The sequence below is a fragment of the Leisingera sp. ABM4_060 genome (assembly GCF_056158765.1).
This window is the reverse complement of record NZ_JBSWTX010000002.1, coordinates 133,870-147,194: the sequence shown is the minus strand read 5'-3', so window position 1 is coordinate 147,194 and position 13,325 is coordinate 133,870. Positions and strand designations below refer to the sequence as shown.

The following is a 13,325-nucleotide window of genomic DNA, read 5'->3' as shown; positions in this document are numbered from 1 at the left end:
TAAGCCCGGGCAAACCCGCGGCATTTGAAGGACCGGCCATGCCCCTCCGGCTATTGAAATACGGGTTGTCCAAGGACTACCCGGTCACCGGCGATATTCCGGCGACCCCCGATCTGAAACCCTCTTACGATGTGGTCATCGTCGGCGGCGGCGGCCATGGCCTCGCCTGCGCCCATTACCTGTCGAAATACCACGGCATCACCAATGTGGCGGTGCTGGAAAAGGGTTACCTGGCCGGCGGCAACACCGCCCGCAACACCACCACCATCCGCTCCAACTACATCACCAAGGAGGGTATCGCCTTCTACAAGGAAGGCGTGCGGCTTTACGAGGAGATGAGCGAGGAGCTGGACTTCAACGTGATGTTCAGCCAGCGCGGCCAGTTGACGCTGGCGCATACCGAGGCCACTTTGCGCTCGTTCCATTTGCGCGCCGAGATGGGCAAGCATGCAGGCACCAACATCGAGGTGGTCGACGCCCAGACGGTCAAAGAGCTGTCGCCGCATCTGAACATGGACGAGGGCGGCCCGCTGGAGATCATCGGCGGCCTCTGGCACTCCGATGGCGGCACCGCGCGCCACGATGCGGTGGCCTGGGGCTATGCCGCACAGGCCGCGCGCCGGGGCGTCGAGATCCACCAGCGCACTGAGGTCGAGGGTTTCGACGTTGAGGCCGGAAACATCACTAAGGTGCGCACCAACCGCGGCACCATCAGCGCAGGTCAGGTGATGATCGCTGTTGGCGGTATGAACTATGACATGGCCCTGAAAGCCGGTGTCGAGCTGCCGATCCGCTGCTTCCCGCTGCAGGCGATGGTCACCCAGCCGCTGAAACCCTGGCTGCACACGCTGGTCAGCTCCGTCTCCCTGCACACCTATCTGGTGCAGTCCTCGCGCGGCGAGATCGTGATCGGCGGCGGCTCGGATCCATACCAGCTCTATTCCACCCGTTCGACGCTCGACATGAAGGAACATCTGGCCGAGGGCGCCACCCATCTGTTCCCATTCCTGCACGGGGTGCGGCTGCTGCGCCAATGGGCCGGCATCACCGACATGACGCCGGACTATTCGCCAATCATGGGGGCGAGCCCGCTCAAAAATCTCTGGCTCGACTGCGGCTGGGGCACCTGGGGGTTCAAGGCCACGCCGGTGGCCGGCAAATACATGGCCCAGACCATCGCCAATCAGAAGGTCGCGCCGATCCTCGAACCCTTCACCATGGAACGCTTTGCCAGTTTCGATCTGCTCAACGAAATGGGCGCCACGGCTGCGAGTCACTGATATGAAGATCCTGACCTGCCCGATGAACGGGCCCCGCAACATCAACGAATTTCAAAGCTTCGGGCCGCTGAAGGCAAACCCCGATCCGGAGACCACCTCCGACCAGGACTGGGCCCGCCACTTGTTCCGCGCCGACAACACACGTGGTGTGATCGTCGAATGGTGGCGCCATGTGCCGTCCAACTACTTCTTCCTGGCCGAACGCAACGCCACCACCAACGAAGTGATCCGCACTTTCGACCCGGCTGAGCTGGAGGCCGCCCAATGACCCGCCTCCCCGCCCCTTACGGCTCCCGGATCAACCGCGCCAAAACCCTGCGGTTCTCCTTTGAGAACAAGCCTTTCGAAGGTTTCGAAGGCGACGTCATCGCCTCCGCCCTGGCAGCAGGCGGCCAGTGGATGCTGTCGCGCTCGTTCAAGTACCACCGCCCGCGCGGGCTGATGTCGATGGCAGGCGCCGAGGCCGACACGCTGGTGCAGCTGCCCTCCGACCCCAACGCCCAGGCCGACCTCACCCCGATCTCAGACGGCCTGCAGGTCACCGCCCAGAACGTCAACGGCTCGCTGGAGAACGACCGCGACGCCTTCATGGACAAGCTCGGCCGCTTCATGCCGGTCGGCTTCTACTACCGCACCTTCATGGGGCCTTCCCGCTCCAGCTGGCTGAAACTGTGGGAGCCGCTGATCCGCAAGAAGGCGGGCCTCGGCGTCATCGACCTGAACGCGCCGCATCAGGACTACGAGAAGGCCAACCTCTACTGCGACGTGCTGGTGGCGGGCGGCGGCCATGCCGGCCTGACCGCCGCGATCGAGGCCGCTGAAGGCGGCGCCGACGTGATCCTGGCCGAGATGGAGCCTGAACTCGGCGGCGCCCTGACCTACCGGCGTGGCGATGGTGCGCTGCTGCAGGATCTGCTGGATCAGGCGGGCCATCTCCCCAACCTACGCCTGATGACCGGAACCACCGTCAATGGCTGGTTTGAGGACAACTGGCTGCCGCTGATCCAGGGGCGCAAGCTGTTCAAGACCCGCGCGCGCGAGGTGATCCTGGCCACCGGCTGCATCGAACAGCCCGCGATCTTCCGCAACAATGACCTGCCCGGCGTGATGCTCGGCTCTGCCGTGCAGCGGCTGATGCGGCACTATGCGGTCAATCCCGGCAGCCGCGCCGCAGTGATGGCCGCCAATCCCGACGGCTACCGCGTGGCACTGGACCTGCTGGACGCCGGCGTAGACATCGCCGTGCTCGCCGATCCGCGCCCCGGCGGCAGCGGCGGAAAGCTGGTCGGCGAACTCCGCGCCAAAGGCGTCCGCATTGTCCAAGGCGCTTTCGAAGAGGCCCGCGGCAAATCCCATGTCTCTGCGGTCAAAGTGGCCGGCGAATGGACAGCGTGCGACCTCGCCGTCGTCTCCGTAGGCTATGCTCCGATGTGGCAGCTGCCCTGCCACGCCGGCGCCAAGCTCGGCTATAACGAGGACACCGCGCAGTTCTCACTGACCCTGCCCGATGCCCCAATCGGTGCAGCTGGCGGCGTCACCGGCCTGTTCGGCGCCGGCGCGGTAACCGCCAGCGCCCAGGCCGCAGCCCAAACAGCGCTGGCCCGCCTCGGCAAGGACAACCGCGAAATCGCCCCCATCCCGGACAGCGAAGCGGCGCTCGCCAACTTCGAACTCCCCATCAACGCCCATCCCAAGGGCAAGGACTTCATTGATCGCGACGAGGACTTGCAGGTCAAAGATCTGCAGAACGCGGTCAAGGAAGGCTACAGCGAGCTGGAGCTGGTCAAGCGTTTCTCCACCGTCGGCATGGGTCCCTCGCAGGGCCGCCACTCGGTGCTGGCAACCGCCCGCACCGTGGCCAAGGCAACCAACCGCAAGGTGGCCGAGGTCGGCGTCACCACTGCCCGGCCTCCGTTTGCGCCGGAAACGCTGGGCGTGCTGTCGGGCCACCACCACCCGGCCGAGCGCCGTTCTGCCCTGCATCAGGAGCACATCCGCCTTGGCGCCGACATGCGCCCGGTCGGCGCCTGGCGCCGCCCCTATTTCTATGGGCCGAAGGCAGACGCCAAATGGCTGATCGAAGAGGAAGTCCACGCCGTCCGCAATGGCGTTGGCGTACTGGATGTCTCCACATTGGGCGGGCTGGAAGTGCGCGGCCCCGACGCAGGCGAGTTCCTCAACCGCATCTACACAATGGCCTACAAGAAACAGCCTGTGGGCCGCTGCCGCTATTGCCTGATGACCAACGAGATGGGCACGGTGATCGACGACGGGGTTGCCTACCGGCTGGCCGAGGACCTCTATTACGTCACCGCCACCACCGGCGCTGTGGCGCGGGTCTATTCCGACATGCTGTTCTGGAACGCCCAGTGGCGGCTGGATGTGGATGTGCTGAACGTGACTTCCGCCTTCAGCGGCCTCAACATCACCGGCCCCAAGGCCCGCGCTGTGGTGGAAGCGCTGGAGAGCGATATCGACTTCTCCCGCGACGGCTTTGCCTATCTCGACGGGCGCAAGGGCACTGTGGCGGGTGTCCCGGTCCGCGTCATGCGGATCGGTTTCACCGGCGAACTGAGCTATGAACTGCACTGCCCCTCGACCTATGCCAAGCCCCTCTGGGACGCGGTGATGCAAGCCGGCGAAGCCCACGGGCTGCGGCCCTACGGGCTGGAGGCCAGCCGGATCCTGCGTCTGGAAAAAGGCCACATCCTGATCGGCCAGGACACCGACGCGCTGACTTCCCCGGATGAGCTGGGCTTTGGCTGGGCGGTGTCCAAGACCAAACCGTTCTTTACCGGCAAGCGCGCCATTGAGATGCGCCGCAACAAGGGGCTGCCGCGCAAGCTGGTAGGGCTGACCTTCGACGGTGCGGATGTGCCGGGCGAAAGCTGCCTGGTGCTGAAGGATGACATCCCCGTCGGCCACGTCACCTCGGTCCTCTGGTCGCCGACCCTCAAGACCCATATCGCGCTGGCCTACGTCCACGGCGATGACGCTGCCGAGGGCACGCCGATCACGGTGAAATGCCGCAATGGCACCCGGGTGACAACACCGGTGCGCGGCCATGCCTTCTTTGACCCCGGCAACAAACGGCAGGAGCTTTGACCATGCGTATCTACCCGCTGGACCCGCAAGGCGCCGCCGAAGGCACGCCCCTGACAACCGGCCCTGTCAGCTTGCGCGACGACAGCCGCACGCCCCGTTTTGGCCTCAAAGGCCGCGGCACGGTCAGCTTCCTGCAAGCGCAGGGCTTTGAGGTGCCGGAAGTGAACCGCATATCAGGCGGCGTGCTGCGCCTGGGCCGTGAGGAGGCGGTGGTTCTGAACCACCCGGAAGACCTGCGCGCCCGCTGGGATGCAGCCGAAGCGCCAAAGGGCTATTATTCCTGGCGCGAGGAAACCTGGGCGATGATGCACCTCTCGGGCCCGCATCTCTTTGACCTGATGGCCAAGATCTGCCCGGTGAACCTTGCCGAAGGCGCATTCGGCCAAGGCGAAATCGCCCAGACCCGGGTCGGCTATACCGAGGCGATCACCTGGCGCGACGACCGCGGCACCCCCGGCTTTTCGGTGCTGTTCGACATCGCCGCCACCGCCTTCTTTGCCAATGCCGTGGCCACTGCGGCGGATGAGTTTCAAAGGGAGACCGCATGATGAAATCCCCTGTTGTCATCCTCCACACCGACAACCCCGGCCCGGCGCGCGCGGTGCTAGCCAAGGGCCACCCGGACCTGCAGATCCACACCTGCGACAGCTACGAAGGCCTGCCCCTGATGGTCGCGGAAACCGGCGCTGAGGTGGTCTATTCCGTGCGCTTCAACGGCACACCTACTTTTCCGCGCCAGGCTTTGCTGGACGCGGAGACGGTGAAATGGGTTTCAATCGGCGGCTCCGGCACCGACCACATGAACCCCTGGGACCCGGCGGCACTCACCGTCACCAATTCGGCCGGTGTGGCGGCGGACATGATGGCGCAATACGCGCTTGGGGCGATGTTCCATTTCACCCTCGGCCTGCCCGCCTTCCGTACCGCGCAAACCCGGCGCGAGTGGCTGTCGGCGCAGGTCGAACCCATCGACGGCAAGACCGTGCTGATCATCGGCCTCGGCAAGACCGGCGAGGCGGTAGCGGCCCGGTCCAAGGCGCTGGGTCTCAGCACCATCGGCGTGCGCGCCCGGCCCAAGAACACGCCCAACGTCGACGAAGTGCACGGCATGGAGGCCCTGCCCGGCCTCTGGGGCCGCGCCGATTTCATCGTCACCTGCGTGCCGCTCCTGGACAGCACCCGCGGCATCGTCGGCGCTGAGGCCCTTGCCGCGATGAAAGAGACCGCAGTGATCATCGACGTCTCCCGCGGCGGCGTGATCGACGAGGCGGCGCTGCTCGCAGCCCTGGACGCAGACCGCATCCGCGGCGCGGCGCTGGATGTCTTTACTGTCGAGCCGCTGCCCGCGGAACACCCCCTCTGGGCCTATGAAAACGTCATCATCACCCCGCATTGCTCCTCGGTCTACCAGGGCTGGGACCTGAAATCGGTGGAGATGTTCTCAGAAAACCTGATGCGCTACCGCAAAGGCGAAGCGCTGAGCAATATCGTCAATCCTGAAAGGGGATACTGAACCCATGGCACGTGAACGGCGCAGCGGCGGACGCCGCGGAAAATCCACCCGTTCCGGCGGCAGCATCGACCAGCTGCCTTGGACCCAGGTGAAAAACACCTACCCGGCGTATGAGCTGCTGAACCCCGAGCAGATGGACCAGCTGCACGCCACCTCGATGCGGATCCTGTCGGAGGCCGGGATCCGGGTGATGGGCGGCAATGTCATGGACATCTTCGAGGCCGCAGGCGCCATCGTCGACCGGGACACCAAGACCATCCGGATGGATGAAAGCCTCGTCATGGAGGCGCTGAAGACGGTGCCGCGCACTTTCACCCTGACCGCGCGCAACCGGGCCAAGCAGATCACCATGGGCGGCAACCACGTGAACTTCGGCCTGGTGGCCGGCCCGCCGAATGTGCACGACTGCATCAATGGCCGCCGCCAGGGCAACCTCACCGACTATCAGAACTTCATCAAGCTGGCGCATCACTTCAATGCCATCCACCTGATCGGCAACCAGGTGACCGCACCGCTGGAGCTGCCCGCCAACAACCGCCATCTGGACACCTACCAGGCCAACCTCACCTATTCGGACCTGTCGTTCCACTGCTCCGCCATCGGCCGCGGCCGGGCGCTGGACGGCATCAACATGATGGCGATCACCCGCGGCCAGACCCCGGAAGAAATGAAGGGGGATCCGGGCGTGATCACCATCATCTCGGTGAACTCGCCGCGGCTGTTCGACGATGCGATGAGCGACGGGCTGATAGCGATGGCCGAATACGGCCAGCCGGTGACGGTAACGCCGTTTACCCTGATGGGGGCGATGACGCCGGTGACCCTGCCCGCCGCCCTGGCGCAGCAAAACGCCGAGGCGCTGTTCGGCGTGGTGCTGACCCAGCTGGTCAGCCCGGGCACGCCGGTGATGTACGGCTCGTTCACCTCAAATGTGGACATGCGCTCCGGCGCACCGGCCTTTGGCACGCCGGAAAACGCCAAGGCCAATATCGTTGGCGGCCAGCTGGCGCGGCGCTATGGCATCCCCTACCGGACCTCCAACGCCAATGCCTCCAATGCAGTCGACCTGCAGGCGGCGTACGAGACCATGATGGCAAGCTGGGGCGCGGTGCTGGGCGGTGCCAATATCGTCTACCACGCGGCCGGCTGGCTGGAGGGCGGGCTGACCGCGTCTTATGAGAAATTCATCATGGATGTGGAAATCATCCAGAACATGATCGAGTTTCTGAAACCGATGAAGTTTAACGAGGATGAGCTGGGCTTTGATGCGATCCAATCGGTGCCCACCGGCGGCCATTTCTTTGGCGCCGAGCACACGATGGCACGTTACGAGACCGCGTTTTACAGGCCGATGCTGTCGGACTGGCAGAACTACGAGAACTGGGAAGCGGCAGGCGCCAAGGATGCGCTGCAGCGGGCCACCGGCCTCTGGCAGCAGGCGCTGCAGGATTACGAGGAGCCCGCAATGGATCAGGCCATAAAAGAAGAGCTGGCGGCCTATGTGGCCAAGCGCAAGGAAGACATTGGCTCGGACGAGCCTTGAGAGGGCGGAAGCGAGGGGCCTGCCCCTCGCGCTCCCCGGAGTATTTCCAACCAGAAAGAAGCATAGAGTCAGTCCCTGGAAAGACAAAGGCCTGGCACGCCAATGGGAGAGGGGCGTGCCAGGTTTTCCGCTGCCTTGCAGATGCAAGGGCAAGCGGGAGGAGGCTTATTTTTTGTTGTGGAAGATGAAGCCGATAAAGTTCAAGAGCAGCTGCGCCGCCAGAATCTGGGTGCTTTCAGCCGGGTCATAGGCCGGGGCTACTTCCACTAGATCGATGCCAACCACATCACCGCGTTTGCTGAGACCCTGCAGGATTTCCAGCACGTCGTAATACTGGAAGCCGCCGTGGCTGGGGGTGCCGGTGCCGGGCGCGATCGAGGGGCAGAAGGCGTCGATGTCGATGGTCACGTAGTAGCGCGCGCCCTCGGGGATGCGGTCCAGCACCGCCTCCGTGCCCAGCTTGCGCACCTGCCGCACCGACAGGATGTCGGAGCCGCGCTCGCGGGCGTCGATGTAGCCTTCCTTGGCGGTCGAGGACACGTTGCGGATGCCCAGCTGGGTCATGCCGGAGACGTAGTCTTTCTCGATCGCGCGGCGCATCGGGTTGCCGTGGCCGTCAGTGACGCCCTTGCGCTCGTCGACAAAGTCCAGATGCGCGTCGATCTGGATTACATGGATCGGGCCGTTCTTGGCGCAGTCTTCCTTATAGGCATTGATGCAGGGAATATTGACCGAGTGGTCGCCGCCGATGGTCACCGGAATGGCGCCTGCATCCAGGATCTTCTTCACGCCGTATTCGATATTTGCGTGACTTTCCTCGGTCTTGGTGTGGATGATGTCGGCGTCGCCCAAGTCAACAATCCGCACCTCCTCGCCCAGATAGGTGGCGTCATCCTCGTGATCATAGGCGCCGGCGTGGCCGAAGCTGAACAGTGTCGAGGCCTCACGCACCGCCCGCGGGCCGAAGCGCGCACCGGAGCGGAACTGGCAGCCGAAATCAAACGGCGCGCCCAGGATGGCGACGTCGGCGTTGATGTTGTCCCAGTCCTCGACATAGGGTTTCTTGCCGAAGGTGGCGATGCCGACAAAGGGCAGGTTCAGGCGGCCGGATTCGTAACCGTGTCCAGACATGTTTCTCTCCAGTTTCTTGTTTTAGCGGTAAGCCAGTTCCGGCAGGAACAGGGCGATTTGCGGGAAGGCGACCAGCAGCCCGGTCACGATCAGAAGGATGATGAGGAAGGGTGGCACACCGCGCACCACTTCGACAAACGGTCTGCGGAAGACTGCGATGGCGGTGAACAGGTTGCAACCGAATGGCGGGGTTGCGGCGCCAATGGCCACCTGCAGGGTGATCAGCACGCCAACCAGCACCGGGTCGAGGCCCGCGGCTTTGATCATCGGCGCAAAGATCGGCACCAGGATCAGGATTACCACAATCGAGTCGACGAACATGCAGCCCACGAAGAAGGCGATGTTCACGGCCAGCAGAACCATCAGCGGCCCCGCCTCATCCAGCCCCAGCGAGGCGATGATCTGCTGCGGCACCTGGGCAAAGCTCAAGGTCCAGCTGAAGGCCGCACCCGCCGCGATCAGGATGAACACCACCGAGGTGATGGCGCCGGTCGACAGCGCAATGTCCCAGAGGTCGCGCAGCTTGACCGAGCGGAAGATCAGTACCTCCAGCACCGCGGCATAAAGCACGCAGATCGCGGCCGCCTCGGTGGGCGAGAACACCCCGCCGTAGATGCCGCCGACAATGATCGCCGGGAAGCCCATCGGCCACAACGCGCGGCGCATGGCGGTGAACCGCTGGCCCCAGCCCTCGCGCGGCAGCACGGGGATGTTGTGGCGGTAGGCATAGACCATGCAATAGGCCGAGAACAGCACCACGATCAGCAGCCCCGGCACGATGCCCGCAATGAACAGCTGCGAGATCGAGGTGCCGGAGACCACGCCATAGATGATCATGCCGATGGACGGCGGGATCAGATAAGCAAGGTCCGCGGCGTTGACGATCAGGCCGATGGCAAAGCTGTCCTTGTAGCCGGATTTCAGCATCCGAGGCCGCATTGCGCCGCCGATGGCCACCACAGTTGCCTGGGTCGAGCCGCAGACCGCGCCGAACAGCGCGCAAGCCGAGGTCACCGAGATCGCCAGCCCGCCCTTGATATGGCCCATGAAACTCATCACCACGTCAATCAGCCGGTTGGCGGAATGGCCGCGGGTGATGATATCGGCGGCCAGGATGAACATCGGCACCGCAATCAGCGCGGCAGGCTTCACCCCGCCGATCATCTGCTGGATCAGGATCTGCATGTTCATGGATGGGAAGTAGACAAGGAAGCCCAGCACCGCGGCCGAGATCAGCGGCATCTTCATCGGGAACCCTGCCAGCAAGAGCAGGATCATCACGGCAAGCATCAGTTCAGTCATTGCTTTTCCTCCCCGCCCCGCATTTCTTCACCGGCGTCTTCATAGCGCTGAATGGCTGCGGCGGTTTCCGGGTCTTCGTAGCTGTCCACCTCCAGGTAGGAGACATAGATCTCCTCCTCGGTGAAATTCAGGTTGCGCAGCGCAGTCAGCAGATATTGGAACGAGGTCAGCGCCAGCCCGATCACCACCCAGACATACGTCAGGTACAGGGGCACCTGCAGCGCCGGGGTGATACGGCCGCGGCTCGCGACCTTCTGCACATATTCCAGCGCGTACCACGCCAGCAGCGCCATCATCACCGCGGTAGTGGCGGCGATCACAACCATCAGGCCCTTGCGCATCTTCACCGGCAGCGCGTCATAGATCGCCGACATGCGGATGTGGATGCCCTTGCGGGTGGCATAGCCCAGCCCCATGAAAGTGACGATGACAATCAGGAACTCATTGAGTTCTTCAGAGAAATAGATCGACTGGTTGAACACGTAGCGGCCAAAAACATTGGCGATCGTGTTGCCAGCCATCAGGATGATCCCCCAGCCCAGGATCCAGACCTCGATACGCCCGATGGCACCGTCAATCTTTCCCAGTAAGCCGAAGGGAGCGGATTTGCCGTCTTGCATGATATCCTCCCTTGGTGCGGCCCCGCACAGATGCGCGGGGCCTGAAGGCGGGATCAGTTGCCCGCCAGCTCTGCCTGCAGCGCGTCCAGCAGTTCTTGGCCGCGCGCACCTGCGGTCTCGACATAAGCCGCGGCAGTGCCGCCCGAGCGGGCGCGGAAGACGTCACGCTCTTCTTCGGTCAGAACCACCAGGCCGATGTCGGGCTTGGCTTCCTTGATCACGTCCAGGCGGGCCTGGTTGAAATCGGTGACCACGCCGTCGATAAAACCGGTCATATCCGCCATGGTGTCGCGCACCAGCTGCTGGCGGTCCGGGGTCAGGGTGGCAAACCAGTCGGAGCCTGCGACAACGGTGGTCACCAGTTCCTGCTCACCGGCCCAGATCAGATGGCTGGTGACCTCATAGAACTTCATTTCCTCGATGGTCGGGATCGGGTTCACCTGGCCGTCCACCGCGCCCAGCTGCAGCGCACCGAACACTTCGCCAAACGGCAGCGGGGTCGGGCTGGCGCCCATGTTCTTGTAGGTTTCCAGCAGGATCGGCGACACCATCACACGCATCTTGAAGTTGTCGAAATCCTCGGGTGTGCGGATCTCGCGGTTGGTGGTCCAGACCTGCGGGCCTTCGGAATACATGGTCATCACTTCCAGGCCGCGCTTCTGGAAGTCCTCGTTCAGCGAACCATAGATGGTCTCGGAGCTGCTGAGGATCTTCGAAATCGCCGCCGGGTCGGAGGGCAGCAGATAGGGCAGCAGGAACACCTGGCTTTCCGGCACGATGGTGCCCAGATTGCCGATCGAGACGTTGGTCAGCTGGATGATGCCATCGGCAGCCTGCTCAACGGTCTCGGTCGGGGTGCCCAGGGTGCCCATCGGATAGACGGTCACGGTCACATCGCCATCGGTTGCCGCCTCGATGCGCTTTTTGAACTCCTGCGCATAGGCGTCCATGATCGAGCCCGGAATCTCCTCAATGGCGAACTTCCAGTCTTCGGCAAACACCGCCGCCGGCGCCAGGCTCAGCAGCGCCGCGGCAGCAGTGGTCTTCAGGGTTTTCAAAGTAAAGGCCATGCGGGTCTCCTCCCAGTTGGCATGGTTGACAAAGGTCGGAGAACAGATCAGCACAAGCACATGCATGAAAAAATATTACATTGATTATCTTCACATGAAGAAAATTTATGTAACTGCCACAGAACCCCGGAGGGAAGCGCGCCATGAAACTGCTGCGCAACACGCTGTTGGAAACCTTTGTCACCGTGGTGGAATGCGGCGGGTTTTCCGATGCGCAATACGCGCTTGGGATCACTCAGTCCGCCATCAGCATCCGCATCCGCGACCTGGAAACTTCATTGGGCTACCGGGTCTGTGAACGCGGCCGCGGCGGCTTCCGCCTGACCGAACGCGGCGAGATCGCCTTTCAGAAAGCCCGCGACATCCTGCGCAGCGCCCGCGACTTCGACGCAGAACTTTTGGAGCTGCGCGACGCGGTCACCGGCGACCTGCGCATCGGCATGGTGGATGCGGTGAACAGCCTGCCCGGCCTCAACCTTTCCCAGGCACTGCACCGGTTTCTCAGCCGCCCCAACGAGGTGCGGCTGGAGATCGTCGTCGCCTCCCCCGCCGACCTCACCCAGCAGCTGATCACCGGCGAGCTGCACGCGGCCATCGCCCCCTTCCGCAACCAGATCGCCGATCTGAGTTATGAAGAGCTTTGCACCGAAGAGCACCGCCTCTATTGCGGCCCGACCCATCCGCTGTTTGCCCTGCCCGGCCACGAGGTGACACCGCAGCAGGTGTCGCCCTATCCGCTCTGCCAGCGCTCTTACGACATGCTGGTCTCGCCGGATCTCGGCAGCCCTGAGCCCAGGGCGGTGGTTGCCAATATGGAAGCCATGGCAATGCTGATCGGAACTGGCCAATACCTCGGACCGCTGCCCGCACACTATGCGCAGTCCTGGGTGTCAGCCGGCAAGCTGCGCGAGCTCAGCCACCCGCAACTGCGCTGGCACTCCCCGTTCTGCCTTGCCACGCGGCGCATCCAGGTGCACCGCCGCGCGGTAGAGCTGTTCGTTCAGGACGTGAAGGACTGCTGCCATCCAAGGCCCGGCAAAACCGCAGCGAGCTGACGCAGCCGCGCCGGGCGCCAGCCCGGCGCCACGCCCAACTGCAAGGCGCATTTTTCAAATGTGCCGGAACAGGCGGGAGGCCCGCCCCTCGGCTCAACCTTCCGCCTCGCCATTGCCGCCCGTCACTCCGCCCGCCATTTCGCCAGCCATATCCCGTTTCAGCAGGAACTGGTTCTTGAAATTCTGCAGCCCGAGCATGACATCGGCGTCGGCAATGTCATCGCTGCCGTGGATCTCGCTTTCCAGAAACCCTTTCAGCGCATCGCTGTCGTCGCTCACCAGTTCGACAACCAAGTCATAGCGGCCCGCCACCCACAGGATGAAGACCACCCGCGGGTCCTTCTTCAGCCGCTCCGCCACCTGCCGCGGAGTGACACCCGAGGCCACATTGACGCCGATCATCGCATCTGTCGTGTACTCCGTCGCAACCGGATCCGACATCGCCACAATCCGCAGCATGTTGTTCTCTCGCAGGCCGCTCACCCGGTTGCGGATCGTGCCCTCCGAGACATCCAGCTTCTGCGCGATTTCGGAAAACGCCATCCGCCCGTCCTGCTGCAGCATCCGGATGATCTGCTGGTTCAGGTCATCGCCCGGGGACCGGATGCTCTGACTGGCGCGTTTTGTGCGCGAAGTGGATTGCTGCTTTGCTGCCATATGCCTGCTGCCCGATTGCTGTATTCGCAACTCAGATTAGGAGAACACA

12 protein-coding genes are annotated in these 13,325 nt (G+C 63.6%); 7 read left to right on the top strand and 5 right to left on the bottom strand.

What is annotated here, in order from left to right:
• The first annotated feature begins 38 nt into the window (after positions 1-38).
• Genes ACXAEH_RS21225 through ACXAEH_RS21200 form a run of 6 tightly spaced genes read left to right on the top strand, consistent with a single transcriptional unit; the run spans position 39 to position 7,441 of the window.
• On the top strand, positions 39-1,280 hold the full coding sequence (locus ACXAEH_RS21225) for an FAD-dependent oxidoreductase (protein ID WP_475035890.1): 1,242 nt from the start codon (positions 39-41) through the stop codon (positions 1,278-1,280).
• 1 nt (position 1,281) lies between these two features.
• A complete protein-coding gene (locus tag ACXAEH_RS21220) occupies positions 1,282-1,548 on the top strand; it encodes a sarcosine oxidase subunit delta (RefSeq protein ID WP_475035889.1) in 267 nt (88 codons plus the stop codon).
• A complete protein-coding gene (locus tag ACXAEH_RS21215; RefSeq protein WP_475035887.1) occupies positions 1,545-4,385 on the top strand; it encodes a 2Fe-2S iron-sulfur cluster-binding protein in 2,841 nt (946 codons plus the stop codon). Before ACXAEH_RS21220 ends, ACXAEH_RS21215 begins: the two co-directional genes overlap by 4 nt.
• A 2-nt stretch (positions 4,386-4,387) precedes the next feature.
• Entirely contained in the window at positions 4,388-4,933 is a 546-nt protein-coding gene (locus ACXAEH_RS21210) for a hypothetical protein (protein ID WP_475035885.1), read from the top strand.
• Positions 4,933-5,898: a D-2-hydroxyacid dehydrogenase gene (locus ACXAEH_RS21205; RefSeq protein WP_475035884.1), complete on the top strand. Its 966-nt coding sequence runs from the start codon at positions 4,933-4,935 to the stop codon at positions 5,896-5,898. Before ACXAEH_RS21210 ends, ACXAEH_RS21205 begins: the two co-directional genes overlap by 1 nt.
• 4 nt (positions 5,899-5,902) lie before the next feature.
• Positions 5,903-7,441, top strand: a complete 1,539-nt coding sequence (locus ACXAEH_RS21200) for a trimethylamine methyltransferase family protein (protein WP_475035883.1) — start codon at positions 5,903-5,905, stop codon at positions 7,439-7,441.
• A 165-nt stretch (positions 7,442-7,606) separates the two neighbouring features.
• Here the strand turns inward: ACXAEH_RS21200 and speB are convergent, their stop codons facing one another.
• Genes speB through ACXAEH_RS21180 form a run of 4 tightly spaced genes read right to left on the bottom strand, consistent with a single transcriptional unit; the run spans position 7,607 to position 11,564 of the window.
• A complete protein-coding gene (speB, locus tag ACXAEH_RS21195) occupies positions 7,607-8,572 on the bottom strand; it encodes an agmatinase (protein WP_475035881.1) in 966 nt (321 codons plus the stop codon).
• A gap of 21 nt (positions 8,573-8,593) precedes the next feature.
• Complete coding sequence (locus tag ACXAEH_RS21190; protein ID WP_475035879.1) at positions 8,594-9,874, bottom strand: TRAP transporter large permease; 1,281 nt, start codon at positions 9,872-9,874, stop codon at positions 8,594-8,596.
• Positions 9,871-10,494 (bottom strand): TRAP transporter small permease, encoded by a 624-nt coding sequence (locus tag ACXAEH_RS21185; protein ID WP_475035877.1) that lies wholly within the window; start codon positions 10,492-10,494, stop codon positions 9,871-9,873. The genes ACXAEH_RS21190 and ACXAEH_RS21185 overlap by 4 nt, the downstream gene beginning before the upstream one ends.
• A gap of 53 nt (positions 10,495-10,547) precedes the next feature.
• On the bottom strand, positions 10,548-11,564 hold the full coding sequence (locus ACXAEH_RS21180; RefSeq protein WP_475035875.1) for a TRAP transporter substrate-binding protein: 1,017 nt from the start codon (positions 11,562-11,564) through the stop codon (positions 10,548-10,550).
• 143 nt (positions 11,565-11,707) lie between these two features.
• Between ACXAEH_RS21180 and ACXAEH_RS21175 the strand changes: the two genes are divergently transcribed.
• Positions 11,708-12,619: a LysR family transcriptional regulator gene (locus ACXAEH_RS21175; protein WP_475035873.1), complete on the top strand. Its 912-nt coding sequence runs from the start codon at positions 11,708-11,710 to the stop codon at positions 12,617-12,619.
• Positions 12,620-12,712: 93 nt separating this feature from the next.
• Here the strand turns inward: ACXAEH_RS21175 and ACXAEH_RS21170 are convergent, their stop codons facing one another.
• Positions 12,713-13,276: an Lrp/AsnC family transcriptional regulator gene (locus ACXAEH_RS21170; RefSeq protein WP_475035871.1), complete on the bottom strand. Its 564-nt coding sequence runs from the start codon at positions 13,274-13,276 to the stop codon at positions 12,713-12,715.
• Positions 13,277-13,325: the final 49 nt, after the last annotated feature.

Bases quoted from the DNA above. Each gene is read 5' to 3' on its own strand.
- ACXAEH_RS21225 (WP_475035890.1), top strand. From the start codon at position 39: ATGCCCCTCCGGCTATTGAAATACGGGTTGTCCAAGGACTACCCGGTC.
- ACXAEH_RS21220 (WP_475035889.1), top strand. From the start codon at position 1,282: ATGAAGATCCTGACCTGCCCGATGAACGGGCCCCGCAACATCAACGAA.
- ACXAEH_RS21215 (WP_475035887.1), top strand. From the start codon at position 1,545: ATGACCCGCCTCCCCGCCCCTTACGGCTCCCGGATCAACCGCGCCAAA.
- ACXAEH_RS21210 (WP_475035885.1), top strand. From the start codon at position 4,388: ATGCGTATCTACCCGCTGGACCCGCAAGGCGCCGCCGAAGGCACGCCC.
- ACXAEH_RS21205 (WP_475035884.1), top strand. From the start codon at position 4,933: ATGAAATCCCCTGTTGTCATCCTCCACACCGACAACCCCGGCCCGGCG.
- ACXAEH_RS21200 (WP_475035883.1), top strand. From the start codon at position 5,903: ATGGCACGTGAACGGCGCAGCGGCGGACGCCGCGGAAAATCCACCCGT.
- speB (WP_475035881.1), bottom strand. From the start codon at position 8,572: ATGTCTGGACACGGTTACGAATCCGGCCGCCTGAACCTGCCCTTTGTC.
- ACXAEH_RS21190 (WP_475035879.1), bottom strand. From the start codon at position 9,874: ATGACTGAACTGATGCTTGCCGTGATGATCCTGCTCTTGCTGGCAGGG.
- ACXAEH_RS21185 (WP_475035877.1), bottom strand. From the start codon at position 10,494: ATGCAAGACGGCAAATCCGCTCCCTTCGGCTTACTGGGAAAGATTGAC.
- ACXAEH_RS21180 (WP_475035875.1), bottom strand. From the start codon at position 11,564: ATGGCCTTTACTTTGAAAACCCTGAAGACCACTGCTGCCGCGGCGCTG.
- ACXAEH_RS21175 (WP_475035873.1), top strand. From the start codon at position 11,708: ATGAAACTGCTGCGCAACACGCTGTTGGAAACCTTTGTCACCGTGGTG.
- ACXAEH_RS21170 (WP_475035871.1), bottom strand. From the start codon at position 13,276: ATGGCAGCAAAGCAGCAATCCACTTCGCGCACAAAACGCGCCAGTCAG.